Origin of the sequence: Paeniglutamicibacter sp. NPDC091659 (genome assembly GCF_044756805.1) — a bacterium.
GTDB lineage: Bacteria > Actinomycetota > Actinomycetes > Actinomycetales > Micrococcaceae > Paeniglutamicibacter.
In genome coordinates, this window is the sequence record NZ_JBIVTO010000012.1 from 100,735 (window position 1) to 119,000 (window position 18,266).

The 18,266-nt window shown below is 60.7% G+C and carries 18 protein-coding genes; 11 read left to right on the plus strand and 7 right to left on the minus strand.

Annotated features, from left to right (window positions below; translation table 11 throughout):
- Window positions 1-547 precede the first annotated feature (547 nt).
- The 6 genes from ACIQLF_RS18755 to ACIQLF_RS18780 all read left to right on the plus strand — a co-directional run bounded on the left by ACIQLF_RS18755 (window position 548) and on the right by ACIQLF_RS18780 (window position 7,051).
- The gene (locus ACIQLF_RS18755; RefSeq protein WP_400301843.1) at window positions 548-1,753 is read left to right on the plus strand and encodes an ROK family protein; all 1,206 of its coding nucleotides are present in this window, start codon (window positions 548-550) and stop codon (window positions 1,751-1,753) included.
- An 86-nt stretch (window positions 1,754-1,839) separates the two neighbouring features.
- On the plus strand, window positions 1,840-2,646 hold the full coding sequence (locus ACIQLF_RS18760; protein WP_400301846.1) for an ABC transporter permease: 807 nt from the start codon (window positions 1,840-1,842) through the stop codon (window positions 2,644-2,646).
- Window positions 2,643-3,470: an ABC transporter ATP-binding protein gene (locus ACIQLF_RS18765; RefSeq protein WP_400301848.1), complete on the plus strand. Its 828-nt coding sequence runs from the start codon at window positions 2,643-2,645 to the stop codon at window positions 3,468-3,470. The genes ACIQLF_RS18760 and ACIQLF_RS18765 overlap by 4 nt, the downstream gene beginning before the upstream one ends.
- Window positions 3,471-3,486: 16 nt before the next feature.
- On the plus strand, window positions 3,487-4,491 hold the full coding sequence (locus ACIQLF_RS18770; protein WP_400301850.1) for an aliphatic sulfonate ABC transporter substrate-binding protein: 1,005 nt from the start codon (window positions 3,487-3,489) through the stop codon (window positions 4,489-4,491).
- Window positions 4,492-4,603: 112 nt separating this feature from the next.
- The gene (locus ACIQLF_RS18775) at window positions 4,604-6,061 is read left to right on the plus strand and encodes a sulfatase (RefSeq protein WP_400301853.1); all 1,458 of its coding nucleotides are present in this window, start codon (window positions 4,604-4,606) and stop codon (window positions 6,059-6,061) included.
- Window positions 6,062-6,163: 102 nt separating this feature from the next.
- Window positions 6,164-7,051: a formylglycine-generating enzyme family protein gene (locus ACIQLF_RS18780; RefSeq protein WP_400301857.1), complete on the plus strand. Its 888-nt coding sequence runs from the start codon at window positions 6,164-6,166 to the stop codon at window positions 7,049-7,051.
- A 27-nt stretch (window positions 7,052-7,078) separates the two neighbouring features.
- Here ACIQLF_RS18780 and ACIQLF_RS18785 read toward each other — a convergent pair whose 3' ends face one another.
- The 5 genes from ACIQLF_RS18785 to ACIQLF_RS18805 all read right to left on the minus strand — a co-directional run bounded on the left by ACIQLF_RS18785 (window position 7,079) and on the right by ACIQLF_RS18805 (window position 11,415).
- The gene (locus ACIQLF_RS18785; RefSeq protein WP_400301860.1) at window positions 7,079-7,555 is read right to left on the minus strand and encodes an SRPBCC family protein; all 477 of its coding nucleotides are present in this window, start codon (window positions 7,553-7,555) and stop codon (window positions 7,079-7,081) included.
- A gap of 18 nt (window positions 7,556-7,573) precedes the next feature.
- Complete coding sequence (locus ACIQLF_RS18790; protein WP_400301863.1) at window positions 7,574-7,912, minus strand: ArsR/SmtB family transcription factor; 339 nt, start codon at window positions 7,910-7,912, stop codon at window positions 7,574-7,576.
- A 104-nt stretch (window positions 7,913-8,016) separates the two neighbouring features.
- Window positions 8,017-8,841: a PaaX family transcriptional regulator C-terminal domain-containing protein gene (locus ACIQLF_RS18795; protein WP_400301865.1), complete on the minus strand. Its 825-nt coding sequence runs from the start codon at window positions 8,839-8,841 to the stop codon at window positions 8,017-8,019.
- A gap of 12 nt (window positions 8,842-8,853) precedes the next feature.
- Window positions 8,854-9,723 (minus strand): tryptophan 2,3-dioxygenase, encoded by an 870-nt coding sequence (gene kynA, locus ACIQLF_RS18800; protein WP_400301868.1) that lies wholly within the window; start codon window positions 9,721-9,723, stop codon window positions 8,854-8,856.
- 324 nt (window positions 9,724-10,047) lie between these two features.
- Window positions 10,048-11,415 (minus strand): MFS transporter, encoded by a 1,368-nt coding sequence (locus tag ACIQLF_RS18805; protein ID WP_400301871.1) that lies wholly within the window; start codon window positions 11,413-11,415, stop codon window positions 10,048-10,050.
- A gap of 1,380 nt (window positions 11,416-12,795) precedes the next feature.
- Between ACIQLF_RS18805 and ACIQLF_RS18810 the strand changes: the two genes are divergently transcribed.
- The gene (locus ACIQLF_RS18810; RefSeq protein ID WP_400301874.1) at window positions 12,796-13,740 is read left to right on the plus strand and encodes an HNH endonuclease family protein; all 945 of its coding nucleotides are present in this window, start codon (window positions 12,796-12,798) and stop codon (window positions 13,738-13,740) included.
- Here ACIQLF_RS18810 and ACIQLF_RS18815 read toward each other — a convergent pair.
- Window positions 13,737-14,510 (minus strand): alpha/beta hydrolase, encoded by a 774-nt coding sequence (locus ACIQLF_RS18815; protein ID WP_400301877.1) that lies wholly within the window; start codon window positions 14,508-14,510, stop codon window positions 13,737-13,739. The genes ACIQLF_RS18810 and ACIQLF_RS18815 overlap by 4 nt on opposite strands.
- A gap of 80 nt (window positions 14,511-14,590) precedes the next feature.
- Complete coding sequence (locus ACIQLF_RS18820) at window positions 14,591-15,076, minus strand: cupin domain-containing protein (RefSeq protein WP_400301880.1); 486 nt, start codon at window positions 15,074-15,076, stop codon at window positions 14,591-14,593.
- Between the two features lie 400 nt (window positions 15,077-15,476).
- Here ACIQLF_RS18820 and ACIQLF_RS18825 point away from each other — a divergent pair, with 400 nt between their 5' ends.
- The 4 genes from ACIQLF_RS18825 to ACIQLF_RS18840 all read left to right on the plus strand — a co-directional run bounded on the left by ACIQLF_RS18825 (window position 15,477) and on the right by ACIQLF_RS18840 (window position 18,250).
- Window positions 15,477-15,968: a hypothetical protein gene (locus tag ACIQLF_RS18825; protein WP_400301883.1), complete on the plus strand. Its 492-nt coding sequence runs from the start codon at window positions 15,477-15,479 to the stop codon at window positions 15,966-15,968.
- 572 nt (window positions 15,969-16,540) lie between these two features.
- Window positions 16,541-17,119 carry a TetR/AcrR family transcriptional regulator gene (locus ACIQLF_RS18830; protein WP_400301885.1) on the plus strand — a complete coding sequence of 193 codons (579 nt, stop codon included), beginning with the start codon at window positions 16,541-16,543 and terminating at the stop codon, window positions 17,117-17,119.
- 207 nt (window positions 17,120-17,326) lie between these two features.
- On the plus strand, window positions 17,327-17,593 hold the full coding sequence (locus tag ACIQLF_RS18835) for a hypothetical protein (RefSeq protein ID WP_400301888.1): 267 nt from the start codon (window positions 17,327-17,329) through the stop codon (window positions 17,591-17,593).
- 66 nt (window positions 17,594-17,659) lie between these two features.
- Window positions 17,660-18,250 carry a TetR/AcrR family transcriptional regulator gene (locus tag ACIQLF_RS18840; RefSeq protein ID WP_400301891.1) on the plus strand — a complete coding sequence of 197 codons (591 nt, stop codon included), beginning with the start codon at window positions 17,660-17,662 and terminating at the stop codon, window positions 18,248-18,250.
- The last annotated feature ends 16 nt before the right edge of the window (window positions 18,251-18,266 follow it).

Genomic DNA, 18,266 nt, shown 5'->3' on the forward strand with positions numbered 1-18,266 from the left:
CGAATGAGCCAGGCTTCGGTTCGACAGTGGCAACTGGCTCCCTCCCATGGCAACAGTTGGAGTGCAACAAGTCAAATTTCTGCAGAAAATTTGGAAATTTTGATCGTAAATATTAGCTTGTTAAAATTGTTATATTCATTCTATTTGCCGTTAGTGGCGTTCATCTTCCGGCGAGAATCGATCAATCGACTGGACGGATCGGCAGTAGTCAAACTTTGGGCATTGACATGCAAAATATTCCTGCTGCCGCGATATTCATAGACGATGCTGAAATTCTTTTAGACCACGAAAGCAGAAATTTCGGACACCCGCCGGCGCTGAAAACGGATGGTGCGTCCCCGTGTTCGCGTTGGCCGTCAGCGCGCGAAATGTGCCTTTTCGAGATCCTGCCCGAAGCCTCGAAGCTAATCTGGGCGGTGGCGTGCTCAGAGGCGAGCGGGGGGCCGCGGCGCTAGCGAACGTCACATTTGCCGGTTATTGGTCAAAAGGGATCGTAATTTTGCCGGATGGTTGACGGAAAAAAACAGCCTCCATACTGTTGGGCTTTATGACCCAGATCACTGGAGCGCACTCACTGCTGAGGCGTTCACACGAAGAGCGCATCATGCGAGCGCTGCGGGAGCACGGTGCGTTGAGCCGGGCGGAACTCCGCGAACGTGTCAAGCTCTCGCGTACGACCACCTCGGAGATCACCGCGAACTTGCTTGAGCGCCGCGCCATCATCTCCCTCACGCCGTCCGAACGTGCGGGTAGGGGACGTCCTGCCGAACGCCTGGCGATCGATCCCGAAGCGGGTCAAGTCATCGGAATCGACTTCAGCCATGCGCGGGTCCGGGTCTCGGTTGCCGATGCAAGTCACGAGATCATGGCAAGCGGAAAGCTCGAATATGGCACGGAAACCACGTGGGCCGAACGGGCCTCGGTGGCTTTCGCGCTGCTTGAGTCTCTGCAAGAATCCACGGGTGTGCACTTCGACTCGCTAAACGCCATCGGAATCGGATTCCCCGGGCCTTTCTCCGAGAAGGGGGCGCGATTGGCGCTGGGGCGCGACAACAAGGACACCATAGCCCTCGAGGGCGCTCGAGAATTGCCCAAGCTGTTCCGACAGCGCTTCGACGCGCCCGTCACCATCGACAACAATTCGCGTCTGGCCGGACTGGGCGAAGCGATTTGGGGTTCCGAGGGCGGGGCACCCAAACACCTCATCTACCTTCGCCTCGACCAAGGAGTCGGTGGCGCGCTAGTTGTCGACGGGTCGCTGGCGACAGGCGCCTTCGGCCACGCCGGGGAAATCGGGCACACCGTGGCCGTGCACCCCAACGGGAAGACTTGCCGCTGCGGCAAACGGGGGTGCCTGGAAACCGTCGCATCAGTTCCGGCCGTGCTTGCCGCCTGTGCCGAAAAGGGACTTGTACTCGAGGGCCTTGAGGAATTGGCTGGCGCGGTCCAGCGCGAGGACCCCGTGGTCGGAACCGTGCTGCATGAAGTGGGGGACGCCGTCGGCCGGGTCCTTGGTGGACTCGCCGTAGTCGTGGATCCATCGGAGATCGTCGTTGGCGGAGCGCTCATGGCCGTTGCCCCGCAGATCCTTGACTACGTCAAAGCAGCCATCCGCTACCAGCTCATCCCCATTCCCGAGGCGGCGCCCGTGGTCCGAACCGCTGCGTTGGGCGACGACGCCGGAGCCCGCGGAGCCATCGCCGCCGTGTTGCGACGCTCGAGCCTGCTCGAACGATACTCGGTGGAACCATGAGCGCCGAAACACTTCCCCAAGATTTGTCAGCTGCAAAGGAGCAAGACCCCCATGATCCAGCCAACCACCGAGGACGGCACAAGCCGATGAGCACGATGACTGCCCCCAAGCCTCAAACCACCATCACTCCGGCCGAAAAGAAGCGCCTCGAGAAGCGCAAGATGCTGAGCCTCAATGTCATCTCCGTCATTGGCGGCATTGCCTTGTGGTGGGTTCTCTCGGTGTCCGGGTTCCGCCTCCCGACCCCGCCACAGGTCGTGGAACGCGCAGGGGAACTAATTGCCGACGGCACCCTGATCGCCGACCTAGGCGCCTCGCTGGGACGCGTCCTGGCAGGCTTTGCGCTCGGCACCTTGCTGGCCATCCCGGTCGGCTTCCTCATGGGTTGGTACGCGGCGGCCCGCGGGATCATGGAACCGTGGATCCAGTTCTTCAGGACCATTCCGCCGCTTGCGATTATTCCCTTGGTACTTGTCCTGATGGGCATTGGGGAACAACCCAAGATCTTCGTGATCTTCCTGGCGGCCTTTCTGTCCTGCGTGATTTCCACCTACCAGGGTGTGGTCAATGTGGACAAGACCTTGATCAACGCGGCGCGCGTGCTCGGGTCCAAGGACGCCGGCATCTTTGCCCGCGTGGTCATCCCCGCCTCGACGCCCTTCATTCTGGTCGGCATGAGGGTGGGCCTGGGTGCGGCCTGGGCAACGGTGGTCGCGGCCGAGCTGATTGCCGCGCAGGCAGGTCTGGGGTACCGCATGCAGCAGGCGCAGCTCTACTACGACCTACCGACCATCTTCGTAAACCTGATCGTCATCGGCATCCTGGGGCTGTTGATGGACCGCGTCCTTCTCTTTACCGAAAACAAACTCACTTCCTGGCAGGAACGGCGATGAGCACCATGACCAGCACCTCGTGCAGCCCCAAAATTTCCGTTCAAGGGATCACCAAGGTCTTCCCGCTTGGCAACGGCCAATTCACCGCGTTGGACAACGTCTCCCTCGACGTTGCCGACAACGAATTCGTGACAATCGTCGGTCCCTCAGGCTGTGGCAAGTCCACGATGATGAACGTCCTCGCAGGCCTGGAGACGGTTTCCTCGGGCCAGGCGCTCGTCGACGGCGTCGCGGTAAACGGTCCCGGCCCCGAACGCGGCGTCATTTTCCAGCAATACGCACTCTTCCCATGGCTGACGGTTCGCGAGAACGTCGAATTCGGCCTGAAGACCGCAAAGGTGCCCAAGGCGGAGCGCCGGAAAATCTCTGACCACTTCATCAACCTCGTGGGCCTGGGGCAGTTCGCCGATGCGTTGCCAAAGATGCTTTCCGGCGGCATGCGCCAGCGTTGCGCGATTGCCCGCGCCTATGCGGTGAACCCCTCGATCCTCTTGATGGACGAACCTTTCGGCGCGCTCGACGCGTTGACGCGGGTCAAGCTGCAGGAGCAACTTCGCGAAACCTGGAGCGCCGAAAAGCGCACCGTCGTATTCATCACTCACGACGTGGATGAGGCCGTCTACCTGGCCAACAGGGTGATTGTCATGGCGGCCCGCCCCGGGAGAATCCACGAAATCATCGACGTTGACCTGCCCGACCAGCGGACCGAGGAGACGCGATTGAGCCCGGAATTCACCGCGCTGCGCAACCGAGTTTGGAACGCTGTTTACCACCAAGAAGCTGCAGACGATTCTGCGCTGGCCCCGTCGGCTACGACGGCCTAACCGAAGGAACAAGGACATGAAGAAGATGATCTTTAAGTGTGCGGCAGTGGCAATCGCGGCAGTGGCGGCACTGGCGTTGACGGGGTGTTCCTCGGGAGGCAGCGCCGAGGCCGGCGGGGCAGCCAAGGACGAGGTGACATTCGGCTACATCGCGGACTTCAACGGTGCCTCCGTTCACGCCATCGCGCAGGAACTGAAGCTCTGGGACAAGTACGGGCTGAAGGTCAAGACCCCGGTCTTCACCAACGGTCCGCTGCAGATCCAGGCGCTGGGCACCGAGGACCTTGACTTCGGCTACATCGGCCCCGGTGCCATGTGGCTTCCGGCCAAGGGAGAAGCAAAGGTGGTTTCGGTCAACGCGACCGGCAACGGCGACCGCGTCATCGCCCAGGCCGGAATCAACTCCATTGCGGATCTCAAGGGCAAGAAAGTTGCCGTTCCAGAGGGAACCAGTGGCGACATGATCCTGAACCTGGCCCTGCAGAAGGCCGGTATGACAATGGACGACGTGGAGAAGGTTGCCATGGATCCGGCCACCATCGTTGCGGCGTTCGCCTCGAAGCAGGTCGACGCTGCGGGGCTGTGGTACCCGCTGATCTCGACCGTCGAGAAGCAGGTCCCGGACATGAACATCCTGGCTTCCAACAAGGATTTCGTTGACGAAGTGGCCTTTGCCTCGGGCTTCGTCGGCGCCAACAAGTTCGTCGAGGAAAACCCTGAAACCACGAAGAAGGTTCTGCAGGTCGTCCGCGAGGCGCTCGACTACCGGGCCAAGAACCTCGAAGCGACCATCGAGCTCACCGCGAAGATGATGAAGCTTGACTTGGAAACCGTGAAGGTCGACGCCGGAAACGGCACCTACTACACCGCCGAGGAACTTGACTCGAAGATCGCCGATGGCACCGTGGGCTCCTGGCTCACCGGCATGAACGAGTACTTCGTCGGCGCCGGCAAGGTCACGGACCCCAAGGACCCGAAGGACTACTTCACTTCCGAGCTGTTCACCGAAGCGGGCAAGTAACAGCAAAACTCATGTTCCGGTGCGGTTGGGCGCAGCCTGGCGCGAGCGCCGCGCCGCACCCGGAACAGTTGGGCACACCTCCACCACAGCATTCTTGGAGCACGAAGAAACCATGAACAGAACCGCCAAACGGCCAAACATCGTATTGATCCTCACCGACGACCACGCGGCACACGCCATCGGCGCCTACGGATCGGTGGTGAACCAGACCCCGCGCATCGATGAGATCGCCCAGGCAGGCCGGCGCATCGACCACTGCTACTGCACCAACTCACTGTGCACGCCCAGCCGTGCGTCGATCCTCACCGGGACGCACTCCCACGTCAATGGCGTCACCACCTTGGTCACTCCGATTGATGCGAGCCAGCCGACCTTCGTCTCCCTGCTCAAGGATGCCGGCTACAAGACGGGCGTCGTGGGCAAATGGCATATGGGCGAGGGCGAAGCCCACAACCCGAAGGCCTTCGACTACTGGGCGGTGCTGCGCGACCAAGGCGAGTACTTCGACCCGCAGATCCTCACCGAGGACGGCGTCCACATCGAACCCGGATACGCCACCGACATCATCACCGACCTGTCGCTGGACTGGGTCGATTCGCTCGAGGGCGATGAGCCGTACTGTCTGCTCATCCACCACAAGGCCCCGCACCGCAACTGGCAGCCCCACCCGAAGCACGAGGGCATGTACGCGGAGCCGATCGCCGTTCCGGAAACCTTCAACGACGACTACGCTGGCCGGTCGTCCGCCGCAAGGCACGCCGCCATGCGCGTCGCCGAGCACCTGACCCTCGACGACCTGAAGGTCGAGCCGCCCGCTGACCTCGCGCCCGACGAGCTGGCGCTCTGGAAGTACCAGCGCTACATGGAGGACTACCTCGCCTGCGTCGCCTCGGTGGACGAGAACGTCGGAAAGGTCATCGACAGGCTGAAGGAACGCGGCGAGTTCGACGACACGCTGTTGCTTTACACCTCCGACCAGGGCTTCTTCCTGGGCGACCACGGATGGTTCGACAAACGTTTCATGTACGAGGAGTCGATCCGCATGCCGCTGCTGATCTCGTACCCCAACGTCATCGCCCCTGGGGCCCCGATGGAGCAAATGGTCACGAACGTCGACTTCGCCCAGACCATCCTCGAGGCGGCCGGCATCGAGCCGCATGAGCGCATGCAGGGACTGAGCTTCCTGCCGCAGCTCACGTCCTCCCCGCAGGCACCCACCCGCGAGGGCGTCTACTACCGGTACTACGAGAACGACGACGAGAACCACCACGTGCTGGCCCACTACGGGATTCGCACCGAGCGCCACAAGCTGATCTACTTCTACAATGACGGCATGGGTCTCGCCGGCACCTCGGAACAAGTCTTCGTTCCCGAATGGGAACTGTATGACATGGCCGTGGACCCGGATGAGCTGCGCAACGTCTACCATGATCCCGCGTACCTAGAGGTGCGTGAGGACCTCAAGGTGCAGCTGTGGGAGCTGCAGCAAGAACTTCGGGACGAGCCGCACCATTCGCAGCCTGTCCCGGCAAACCTAACGGAGAAACCACGCGAAGGGTCGACCGTCTAGGAAATGGAAAAGGTCGGTGGGTCCCACTGCGAGCGGGGCCCACCGATCGACACTTCTAACAAGGGACATGTCTTGGATCCGACGCTCCGGGAAACAACCACCATGTTGGGCCTTCCTGGCGCCAGCTTCCTGATGGGATCCGAGGACTTCTACCCGGAGGAAGCGCCGGTGCACAGGGTCACCGTGGCGGCCTTCGAGATTGATGTGCATCCGGTGACCAACGCCCAATTTGCCCGGTTCGTCGCGGACTCGGGCTATGTCACGGTGGCCGAGCGAACCCTTGACAGCACCGAATTCCCCCAGCTGTCCGAGGTCGACAGGGCACCGGGCTCACTGGTTTTCACCCCGACCGACGGGCCCGTGGACCTGGGCAACTGGCGTGCCTGGTGGCAATGGGTGCCGGGGGCCGACTGGCGCCGACCATTCGGCCCGGCGTCCGATCTTGCGGGCAAGGAAAACCACCCCGTGGTCCAGGTCGCGCACGAGGACGCCGCGGCTTACGCGGCGTGGTCCGGAAAACGATTGCCGACCGAGGCCGAATTCGAGTACGCGGCACGGGGAGGCTTGGCTGGAGCCATCTATTCATGGGGCAACGCCGAACCTGACCCGAACAACCTGCAAGCCAACATCTGGCAGGGAACTTTCCCCTACCGGAACACGGGAGCGAACGGCTTTGCGGGCACCTCCGTGGTCGGCAGCTTTGCCGCCAACGGGTTCGGGCTTTACGACATGTGCGGGAACGTGTGGGAGTGGACCAACTCGCCCTTCACCCCCGACCACCGGAAAAAACTTGAGCAGGCAAAAGCCGGGTGCGGCTGCGGCTGCGGGCCGAGCTCCAAGCCCGGGAGCGAATCCGCGGTTCAGCTGGTCCTCAAGGGAGGGTCGCATCTGTGCGCACCGGAGTACTGCCACAGGTACCGCCCCGCAGCGAGGTCGGCGCAAACACCGGACTCGGCAACCACGCATATCGGATTCCGCTGCGTGCGCTGACGGACCCTTTTGACCTTGTGGAATCAGCTAGCCCCGAGCGGCGAGGATGCCCTCGAGGCGCTCGTAGCCTTCCGATATTCCCCGTTCCATGCCCGCGGCCGCCATGCCGTCGCGTGCCTCTTGCGTGGGATACACGGAGTGGCCAACCAGCCTGCAGCGGTTGCCGTCGAGGGGCTCGAAGCGCATGTAGTCCATGGCGACAATATCCGGGTAACCGTCAAACTCGAAGGTCTGCAGGGCGAATTCATTCTCGCGCACGGTGTGGAAGACGCCGGTGAACCCGTACGTCCCCGAACCGTCGGAGTGGGAGTACTTGTAGGAACCGCCGGTGCGGAAATCGTAGTGGTCGATTTCCATTTGCATGCCGTCCGGCCCCAGCCACTGGGCGACCAGCTCGGGGTCGCGGTGTGCTTCGAACACTGCGGCAACGGGAAAGTCGAATTCACGTGTGAAATCGATGAACGGCTTTCCTTCGGGGATGCTGAGTTTCAATGCGTTGCTCATGACGAGACTTTCGTTGGGTTATCCGTTGGACGCGGATTGATTCTTCAAGATGGCGTCGAGACGGCTGAACTTGCGTTCCGCAACCAGTCGATATTGGTCTATCCATCCGGCTAGCTCGGCCAGGAGGGCTGGATTCAGGTGGACCGGCCGGCGCTGTGCCTCGCGGGTGCGAGTGACGAGCTCTGCCCGCTCGAGCACCTGAATGTGCTTCGAAATCGCCTGTTTGGTCATTTCGAACGGTTCGGCGAGCTCGTTGAGTGTGGCCGGGCCCCGGGAAAGCCTGGCTATGATTTGCCGTCTGGTGGGATCGGCGAGGGCCATGAAGGCCCGGTCAAGAGCGTGCTCATCGAACGACACGTATTCAACTTCTTTCTTTATCAACCTTTCGGTTGATTACAGAATGCGCCTACAGCGTGTCTCAGCCAAGGGGTTTGGGGATAAAACCCGTGGCCTTTCAGTTCTTAGCGGAGCGCCTGGACGAAGCCCCGCGCCGGACTCGCATGGCTCGCCTGAATGCGTAGGAAAAGTCCTGCACTGTCACGGCCGGGCCATTTCTCGGGCAGGCACTGCGGAGGCAGGCCTGGATCAAGGTAGGGGATGGTTCGCCAGGAATCGATGGCGCGCACATACGTCGCGAAACTTTCCGATGCCTCGGGGGCCCCGGATTCGGGGACAGCATGGTTAAGGGCGATAAATGCGTGGTGCAAGGCCGCCAGCGACTCGAGATCCCACCAGGTTGAGGCCGCATCACGCATGCTTCCGGTGATCTCCGGGCTTTGCGACACGAAGACCGTTGCGTGGTCCTGCAATTCCAGTGCTTGCAGGATTTCCCAGAGTTCGGCGCGCAGGTATTCGGGGAAGATCCACAATCCGGGGGCAACCAACCCACCGCCGATTCCTTGGAGGTGCCGGCGGAGCTGGTGGCGTCTTTCGCGTTCTGCCTCGGGGACCGAATACGAAAGCAGGCACCAGGGGTCCCCGGGCTCCATGGAGCGCGGCTCGAAGATCCGGCGGTCGCCCCGGGCAAGGATGCGTTCGCCGGCATCGGTGAGAGCGAACCCGAGTACACCGTCCACGGCGCGCGGCTCAAGGATCCCCTTCTTCTTGAGCCGCGTTATGGCGGTCCGGGTGACCTGGGCGCTGGTGCCCAGCGTGTCCATGAGAGAGATGAGGTGCGTGGAGGAAATCCAGCCGCCAAGCTCACGGATGTACAAACCCACGATGGTGCGAACCAGTGAGGTGGTGCTGCCGGGGCGGGCGTCCAGGTCATCGAGTGCCGGGTTCATGAGGGGCGGGGACTACTTGCCGATTTCCGTGCGGACCGCAAAGAGTTCCGGGAAGAAGGTGAGGTCCAGTGCGCGCTTGAGGAAGTCGACTCCCGAGGAGCCTCCGGTGCCCTTCTTGAAGCCGATGGTCCGCTGCACCACGCGCATGTGGCGGAAGCGCCAGGCCTGGAAGTTGTCCTCGAGATCCACCAGGTCTTCACACGCCTGGTAAAGGCTCCAGGTGGTGTCGTCGGATTCGTAGATGTCCTTGAAGACGGGAACCAGCGCCTCGTGGAACACCCACGGCTTGGTGACGTCGCGGTTGAGGATGTCTTCGGGAATGGCATAGCCGGCACGGGAAAGCGCGTGAAGGAAAGCATCGTAGACGGTGGGTTCGCGCAGCAACCTGGACAGCAGCTCGTGTGCGGCGGGGTCCGATTCGAAGACCTTGAGCATGCCTTCGTGCTTGTTGCCGAGGATGAATTCAACGGCGCGGTACTGGAAGGACTGGAATCCGGAAGACGATCCGAGCGAGTCGCGGAACTGCGCGTACTCGCGAGGGGTCAGCGTGGCCAGGACCGACCACTGCTCGGTGAGCGTCTTTTGGATGTGCTTGACGCGTGCCAGGCATTTCAATGCCTTGCCCATTTCGTTGTTGTCCATCAGCCGGCGGGATTCCACAAGCTCATGCAGCATCAACTTGAGCCACAGTTCGCTGGTTTGGTGCTGGATGATGAAGAGCATTTCATCGTGGTGCTCCGGGACGCTGACCGGATGCTGTGCCGAAAGGATGCGCTCCAGGTCCAGGTAGCTTCCATACGACATGGTGTTGCGGAAGTCGGTGCGGACGGAGTCTTCGATTTCGCGGGCGCCCTCGGGCGTCTGTGCGTGCGGGCAAGCCATGAAAATAGCGTATCACTATCTCGACTCGCGTCAAGAGAGTGAAATGTTCTGCTTTGTGAACCGAGAAACGCAAGGCCTGGCGTGGTGGAGGCAACGCAGGCGGGGGAGCCGCGTGGAGGTGCGCTCGCGGGGCGCGGCCAAGATTTTGTCGGCCGGGGCGTCTGTGTCGACGAGGCCGGAGGCTGCAGGGCTGGCGGTACAGGCTAGGCCTGGTTGGGTATTCGGGCGTTCCCGCGCTTGATGGCCACTGTACCCAGATCCTCCCGGATCTGGGCACAGTGGCCATCAACATATTTAAGTTGGACCTCATGAGCTTGAAGCGGCTCAGCGAGAGGTTCCCGCATCCTCGGATGCCTGCTTGCGCACGGCGTGGATCGCGGTGAGCTCCAGGAGCCGGGCCCGGGCCTTGGTGGGATCCAGCATCAGGCCGCCGGCAACGCCGAAGACGCAGATGACGATGCCGACGATGAGGAACCCGTTGGCATACCCCTCGGCGGGGGTTGCTGCGTTCTCAACAATGAGGCCCAGCGCGTAGGGCGCGACCATTCCCGCCACCGAGTATGCGGCGATGATGCAGCCGAAGAATGCCGCACGCTGGTGGGCGGGCAGGAAGTCGGAGGCGCCGGCGAAGCCAATCGCGAAGGCAACGGAATTGATGGAGAAGGCGCCGACCACGAGAACCAGTTGCAGCGGACCAGCTGGGACCTGGGTGAAGGCGATCATGGAGACGCCGGCGAACAGCAGGCAGGTCGCGGTGAGGAAGGAGCGCGCCACCCGGGAGGAGAATCCGCGCTTGAGCATCCAGCCGGAGAGTGCTCCAGCGCCGAGCAGGATCGCCATGGCAGCAACGTACGGCATGGCTACCAGCATGCCGACGGTTTCCATCGAGTAGCCCAGGCCTTCGTTCATGAATGCGGGCAGCCACGTGACCTTCAGTGAGGTGATCAGATACCCGGCAAACGAAAGCAGTGCCAGTCCCCAGAAGCTTGGAAGCATCAGCAGTCGGTAGAAGGGAACAACGATGTCGCCGTTGGGGTCGACCGTGGCCAGTTTCTCTGCGGCGGTTTCAATGCGCTTCCTGAACGGAAGGCGGTCGGAGAACAAGAACCAAGCGGCGGTCCACGCCAGGCTGACGCCGATCAGGAAGATGAACGACGCATGCCAGTCCCATGTCAGGATGATCCAGGTCAGTACCGGGGCTGCGATCAGCGGGCCAAGCGACGTCCCGGCGGTGACCACGGCACCGGCGGCGGCTCGCTTCTCGGCCGGGAACAGGCTGTGAACAATCGACTGGCACAGGGCATGCGCGGGGCCTTCGAAGAATCCGAGGGCGATGCGGCTGGCCAGCAGGACGCCAAACGTGGTTTGCGTGGTCAGCGGCAGCATCGTCAGGATCCAGGTGATCATGAGGATGCCGACGGCCCAGTTGTAGGAGATTTTTCGGAATACCGCAGTTAGCACCACGGCTCCGAGGGCAAAGAGCCAGAAGAATGCGCTGGACAGCAGGCCGTACTGGCTTGCGCTCAGGTCCATGCTTTCCCGGATCGGCTTGCTGGCCAATCCGATTGCTGCCTTGTCGGCAAAATTGAGCATCGAGAAAATCAAGAGCATGAGAACAATGCCCCAGTTGCGTCGGCTGCTTGGCGTGCTGGTCTTGGTGACGCTACAGCCGATGGCCGTGGTAGTTGCCACGACGGTCTCCTCGCGGTTGGGATCGGATGAACGGGAGGGTGGTGTGACTTGCGGCACACCGCTTTTCCTCCCTACAAGTAGACCCGGGGTCCTTTTCCCGATCAACGGCCAACCAGCTATCGGGCTGATTGGTGAAATCGAATGGACAACTGAATCACTTTCCCGCCTGTCTCTGGGCGCTGGCATGGGGCCCGTTGGGCGGGTGCCCGACGGGTTGGAAAGAATCTTCCAAATCCCGGTGCTCATAGTGGAAGTCAGGCCTTTGCCTCTGAACCCCTGAAGCCGGTGGCGGCAGCGAAGCAGGCATGCAGGTTTCGCCGTGGATCCGTTCGTTCGCTCATCAATAAGGCTCCGTTTCCGCATGGGTGACGTAGCCATTGTCCACGTCTTGACCGATGGGGAACCAGACCGATGGGGACATAAAAAGTCTCATTCCGGCCACGGGGAAGGCTGGCGGTGGTGATGGATGGTTGACAACGTCCGGGGCTTATCTGTCCGGGGGGGCACCCAGGCCGCAGTCCCGCCAAGCCGGGAGGCTCCGATAACCCCTCATGAATCGACGGTTCCGGACCTGCCTCTATCCTTTCCAATCATCATTTGCAGCGGCGGGCTCCACTTGGCGAGCCGACCAGGCACGAATCGGCGGTTTCACGGTTCGCTCTGCAGCGGGGCATCCAGCAGCCCGGCCGGGAACGCCCGATCGGCGGGACCCAAGAGCTCCCAGTGGCGAGGGCATGATTTGGCGAAGGGCGAACCGCTGGGTCCCATCCATGTGCCCGGGGGCGTAGAGGCCGAGTTCCTGTCGTTGGAGCTCGTGGAGGCGCTCATCCTTGGTGGAGGGCAGGCCCTCGCCAAGCCGCACGTACGCAGTTGCCAGGTGTGTGGCCACTGCGGAAAGCACCAACCCGACGAGTGTGACGTTGATGCGTCGAGCGCGTTCGGTGAAGTGAACCGAGTTGAACCCTGCCTCCGCATGCCCTTTGGGCCAACCGGTGGTGCCCAGAAAGTTGACTGCTCCCACGAGTGATCGCAGGACGGTCTGTCGTCGATGCGCCTTGGGTCTGGCAGCGCCCCGGCCAATTCCCGGCTGGTGGTCAGCCGAAAGTTCAGCCGCGCAAGGGTGGATCCGGCCGGAGCGATCAGTAGGACTGCCGTCGCACCTTGCGCAAAATCCTCGTGCACCTGTTCCCACCCCCTTGGCAGTGGCCGGATGGGAGCGCCATGGTCTGTCATTTGTCGATCGATATTGTCCGGCGGGCCCAAACGGAGCAATTGGGTTTCGCGGCCGGGATTGGGGCGGTTCGTGACCAATCGGTGGGGCATCCATGCTTTGATGGATCTTCGGCACTGTGCCTTGTTGATTCATCCTGAAAGAGCATCTTGAAATTCCTGACTTACCTCATGCTGTCCGTTTTCCTCACGACAGGTTCGCTGGTTGCGGATCCAGGCAATTTGAACGCCATCCAGGCGCCGGCGGTATCCGGGTCCGTGGCTTCCGCTCCAAATGCGATGGTCGTACCGGGCGCGAAGCTCAACGGACCAAGCGCTCTGACCACCCTGAACTCGCTTCCCGTCAAGGGCAAGGCCGCCGCCACCGGGTATGACCGCAACGCAAAATTCGGCAACGGATGGAAGGACTCCGACGGCAACAAGTGCGATGAGCGCCAAGACACGCTTAAGCGCGACATGTACGAAGTGAAGTACAAGGACAGCCGGAATTGCCAGCTTGCCTCGGGCACCCTGAAGGATTCCTACACCGGCACCACCATCAATTGGAAGGTCAATAGCGGCTCCGTCGACATTGACCACGTGGTTGCACTGAAGAACGTGTGGATCTCCGGCGGGCAAAAAATGTCCCAAGTGCAGCGTGTTGCCGTGGCGAACGATCCCTTGAACCTCATGGCTTCACAGGCATCGGCAAACCGCTCCAAGGGCGATGACAATGCCGCCGAATGGCTGCCCACGAACAAGGCCTTCCGTTGCCAGTATGTGGCCACGCAGATCGGCGTCAAGAAGAAGTACGCGCTGTCCGTTACCGCGGCGGAGAAGGACGCCATGAAGCGCGTTCTGCAGGCTTGCCCGACGCAAAAAACCGCTGCCGTCACACCGATCAAGCTGTCCGGCAAGGCTCCGGCGGTGGCCCCGTCGACAAGCAATGCCACTCCGGCCAAGGCTCCATCGACGAATGCGGCGAACGCCAAGCAGGTCTCGCCCGGCGCATACTGCGCCAAGGCAGATGCGGGCATGACGGGCATTGGCAAAAAGAACGGCAAGACCTACACATGCAAGGCCAGCAGCACGGAAACACGCCTGCGCTGGCGCTAGACCCACTCCTGTTCGCCGGTGGCTCCGTCTGACTCGGATGGTGAAACGCCCGCAATCCACGTGAGCACATCGGGCCAGTGAGGGGCCAACGGATCGATGTCTTCAAGGTGGCCGAGCTCTTCGTACTCGCGTAGATAGACCGGCGAACCGGCCGCCTGCGCCGCACGCGTGTAATCCAGCGAGTGTCCGATGGGAACGCGTGAGTCGTTGGCCCCGTGTATGAGAAGCGTCCGGGTGCGAATCGGCAGCTGCCGCACGGCTGAGGCCTGCCGGTAGATTCCGGGTGTTTCTGCGGGGGAGGTCCTGAAGTATTCGTGGGCCGCGTTCTCGCCCAAGGCCTCGGCGTACGTCCGCTCGGCGTCGGTGACCGGAGCCAGCGCCACCACGGCATCTGCCAGATTGGCGGTGAGGATGGCCAACTGGCCGCCGACCGAATGGCCGATGCTTATGATTGGGCCCTGGATTGAACTCTCCCGCTTTGCGGTTTCAATCAGGCCCATCGCCTTGCGGCAGTCCTCCAGGGGTGCGGGCCATCGGCCAAAGGCTCCGCGGCGGTACTCGATATTGGCAACTGCCCATCCGTTTTCCAGCAGCGAGGCCGCCAGCGGTTCCATGAGCGACGCGTGCAGGTTCGAGCGCCAGTAGCCGCCGTGGATCAGTGCCACGATGCCCCGCGGGGATGCGACATCCGCGGGCCATGAGAATGCCAGGTTCTGCGCTTCATCGGTTCCGTAGGACAGCGTCTCCGATTTCAGGGTGCGGCCGTTCAACTTACACTCCTTGGCTGAAAAGTTTGGTGGGGAGTTCCAACCGCATCTGCGGCCAGACTCCCCACCGGGCAGGGCGGCTATTAAGCTCCGGGAACGGAACCCGGTGGCAGGAAATTGACATCCCGGAGTGCCGAGAGGCGAACGACTTCCTCGGGATCCGTAAGGTTGTGCAGTTCGTCGAAGAGAGTGGAGAGCTGTCCGGCGGGGCTGACCCAGAAGAGTGACTTTGCCGGCGTTTCATGCTTGTTGTAGTACGCGTGCGGGAGTCCCATGGGCATGCGCACGGTGTCGCCTGGCCCCGCGGTTGTCCATTCCCCATCGAGGTAGAGGGTATAGACGCCTTCCATGATGTAGATGTGTTCATCCTGCGTGGGGTGCACATGCGGGGGAACGCCGGTGCCTGACGGATCCATGGAAAGCCACGCAAAGCTTGAGGCGCTTTCCACCTTTGAGAGGTAGGTGTGCCCGAGTACGTTCCATGTCTTGTTTCCCATGGCTTCGCTGGCCAATGTGATGCCCTTGGGTAGATCCCCGAGGATAATTTCCTGTCCCTGCTGGAATTCCATCGTCTCTCCTTGTCGTGCGTTCCATTGATGGCCCCAGCCTGCCAGACGAACCAACGGGGATGCAATAGGTTTTGCGACCGCAAAATTCTCTGCATATAGATTGGGTCGGGGTTGAAGATGAGTGTCGCTGCAGGGCAAAATTGCCGGCTGAGAATGTGGCAACATCACTTTCCGCGGAACATTGGCGCAGTTTGTCGCGGACCGCTCAACACTTACCGGGCAAGATCTCGCCGCCGGCGTCGGAGACTGAGAGTCGACCCCGCGGAAACGGTGCTCTGCATGCCCTACGAAGAGATCCACGGGCAGGGCACACGGACCGCCGAGGGGCCCCACCGGTGGGCCCATCCGGATCCTGCTCAGCAACGGAGTTATTGTCGGAGGGGATCTGTAGTGTCAAGTCATGACTGAATCATTGGATATCACGACCGTTGCACCGGGAACTTGGATTGATGCGTTGGCATGGAACGAGTTGCTTGCTGATCCTCAACCGGAAATACCGCTTTGCTGGTACACGTCGATCAACGGAGACGCGTCGGAGTGGGAAGACTTGCAAGGTATCGGTCACCTGGTCGAGCTCATCGAAGGCCTTCCTGGTGTTGGCGACTTCATGGTTGTTCAGGATGACGATCCGGAAACGCGCTATGTGCAAACCATGCGATTGGAAAATGGCCACTACACGGTGGAGATCGCCATGCTGCTAGCAAATGGTGCATTGAATTTGCGGGTTGGCAGAGGTGTTGCTGCTGGGTCTGAACCGAACGGCCCCGAGCTGGGGGCAACTGAGTTGCAGCGTCTAAGCATGGCCGAAACGATTGAGGTCATGACCTGTTGGGCAGCGGGTACCGGTTTGCCGGCAGGCTACGCAGGCGCGATCTACGCGTATATGCACTGATCGTTGACGGGTCCGCGTCAAGATTCGGGTAAGCGGGATGATGTGCGCTTCTCCACGAATTTTCGTGGGTCGGAACGTGCTTGAAACCTCAACTAGAAATCGTTGACGCCGGCATTCGCATGCCTATGATCAGCCGATCACGGTCAACACCGCGGCTCAATCCCTGTGGCGATCTGGTGGAACATCAAATGCGGCATGCTCGTGAAAACCGCGATCGCTGTAAACGTGATTGTGCGGTTGAGATGTTGGACCCAGACTTACAGTGGCCCAGACGTGACAAACATGACCGTTGCCTGCGGTGCAGAGAGTAGGCCTGCGACGTACATCCTCGGCGCTCTGGGCCGTCATGATCGACACGTCGATCGGTTCCAGCGAACCATATGGTGATACTTGCTAAGTACTCGAGCATGTGGGTACCCCGGCATGCCATCTGGCTGGCGATCCTGTCTGGCAGTTTCAAGCAAGGAAGTAATTGCAAGTGAATCAACAGTGAAAGTGCCCGACTCCGATTAAGTCGGACTATTGTTTTGGCCTTACAGTTCAATTGAGCTATTCCCCGTTAGGAAGAATTGATGAGCAAGCAAAAGGTCCTTGATACTGCGTTTGAGCTGTTCAGCCGCGATGGCTACACCGAAACCACGCTCAAGTCGATCGCCGTTGCGGTGGGGATCAAGGCCCCCTCGATCTATGCCCATTTTCCTAACAAGGAAGAGCTTTACCTGGAGGTCTACAGGCAATCCCAGGTCGAGTATGGAGAGTTCTTTGAACAGTTTGCCCACGCCGGAGCCGACCGATCGCCGGCCGAGCGTCTCCATCAAATCCTGTTCGGCATTGGCGAGTTCTATCTGAGCCGTCCGGCCCTGTTTGCCTTCCACCTGCGTCATTTGGTGGCAACGCCCACGGAAATCCAAGGCGTCGTTTCCGGGGCCTTTATCACGGCCGAGGAGCGATTGCGCGATCTGATCCACGACGCCTACACCACTGGCTGTGCGGACGGGTCCTTTGCCCCTGGCAATGCGGATGACTTCTGCAATTTCTTCCTTTGCCTCATGGATGGGGTGTTCCTGCAGATGCGTCACTACGACGCCGAGACCTTCATGGCTCGCCTGAACTCCGTCTGGTCCCAAGTAATTACCTTCCTCAATCGCTGAAAGCAACAGGGAATAAACGCAGCGGACGAGTTGACCATTTGAGATGGGTGATCGCTCGTTGACCTCTGCATTTTGTCGTGGAAAGACCTCAGCCGGCCGGAAATATCGTTGAATCGGTGACTGGACTATCAGGTTTGTCGAAATTGGTTTCCGACTTTTCTCCGCGTGCTTTTCACTTCTTGACGTGTTCGCATAGCCGTGCGACCAATGGCCAACCGCCATCCAATCGATGGCGACTTCACCTTCAGCAGTGGAGCCGGCGTGTACATTGCCTTCGTTGGGTTGGACGTCAACACCTTGCTGATGGACATGAGTCTGGCGGGGATACCCCTCCTGGGCAAACGCGACTATGCACTTCAGCATCATCGTTGCCATGCTGGTGGATTGTCTTGCTATGTCCACACGCATCAGGCCGTCGCGTTCCAAAACCTGTACGGCCAAATGCAATGCTGTCCGCGTATCGAGCCTTCGTAATCTATTGACCTGGTCTCAATTCTCCCCTTAGTGTTCTACCTAACTAATACTCGTTAGGAAGAATTGATGAGCAAGCAGAAGGTCCTTGATACTGCGTTTGAGCTGTTCAGCCGCGATGGCTACACCGAAACCACGCTCAAGTCGATCGCCGTTGCGGTGGGGATCAAGGCCCCCTCGATCTATGCCCATTTTCCTAACAAGGAAGAGCTTTACCTGGAGGTCTACAGGCAATCCCAGGTCGAGTATGGAGAGTTCTTTGAACAGTTTGCCCACGCCGGAGCCGACCGATCGCCGGCCGAGCGTCTCCATCAAATCCTGTTCGGCATTGGCGAGTTCTATCTGAGCCGTCCGGCCCTGTTTGCCTTCCACCTGCGTCATTTGGTGGCAACGCCCACGGAAATCCAAGGCGTCGTTTCCGGGGCCTTTATCACGGCCGAGGAGCGATTGCGCGATCTGATCCACGACGCCTACACCACTGGCTGTGCGGACGGGTCCTTTGCCCCTGGCAATGCGGATGACTTCTGCAATTTCTTCCTTTGCCTCATGGATGGGGTGTTCCTGCAGATGCGTCACTACGACGCCGAGACCTTCATGGCTCGCCTGAACTCCGTCTGGTCCCAAGTAATTACCTTCCTCAATCCCGTTCCTGCGTCCTAAGCGACGCAACCACTTC

Bases quoted from the DNA above. Each gene is read 5' to 3' on its own strand.
- ACIQLF_RS18825 (WP_400301883.1), top strand. From the start codon at position 15,477: ATGACTGAATCATTGGATATCACGACCGTTGCACCGGGAACTTGGATT.
- ACIQLF_RS18785 (WP_400301860.1), bottom strand. From the start codon at position 7,555: ATGAGCAACGCATTGAAACTCAGCATCCCCGAAGGAAAGCCGTTCATC.
- ACIQLF_RS18820 (WP_400301880.1), bottom strand. From the start codon at position 15,076: ATGGAATTCCAGCAGGGACAGGAAATTATCCTCGGGGATCTACCCAAG.
- ACIQLF_RS18795 (WP_400301865.1), bottom strand. From the start codon at position 8,841: ATGAACCCGGCACTCGATGACCTGGACGCCCGCCCCGGCAGCACCACC.
- ACIQLF_RS18755 (WP_400301843.1), top strand. From the start codon at position 548: ATGACCCAGATCACTGGAGCGCACTCACTGCTGAGGCGTTCACACGAA.
- kynA (WP_400301868.1), bottom strand. From the start codon at position 9,723: ATGGCTTGCCCGCACGCACAGACGCCCGAGGGCGCCCGCGAAATCGAA.
- ACIQLF_RS18760 (WP_400301846.1), top strand. From the start codon at position 1,840: ATGAGCACGATGACTGCCCCCAAGCCTCAAACCACCATCACTCCGGCC.
- ACIQLF_RS18840 (WP_400301891.1), top strand. From the start codon at position 17,660: ATGAGCAAGCAGAAGGTCCTTGATACTGCGTTTGAGCTGTTCAGCCGC.
- ACIQLF_RS18780 (WP_400301857.1), top strand. From the start codon at position 6,164: ATGTTGGGCCTTCCTGGCGCCAGCTTCCTGATGGGATCCGAGGACTTC.
- ACIQLF_RS18765 (WP_400301848.1), top strand. From the start codon at position 2,643: ATGAGCACCATGACCAGCACCTCGTGCAGCCCCAAAATTTCCGTTCAA.
- ACIQLF_RS18775 (WP_400301853.1), top strand. From the start codon at position 4,604: ATGAACAGAACCGCCAAACGGCCAAACATCGTATTGATCCTCACCGAC.
- ACIQLF_RS18770 (WP_400301850.1), top strand. From the start codon at position 3,487: ATGAAGAAGATGATCTTTAAGTGTGCGGCAGTGGCAATCGCGGCAGTG.
- ACIQLF_RS18835 (WP_400301888.1), top strand. From the start codon at position 17,327: ATGGCCAACCGCCATCCAATCGATGGCGACTTCACCTTCAGCAGTGGA.
- ACIQLF_RS18830 (WP_400301885.1), top strand. From the start codon at position 16,541: ATGAGCAAGCAAAAGGTCCTTGATACTGCGTTTGAGCTGTTCAGCCGC.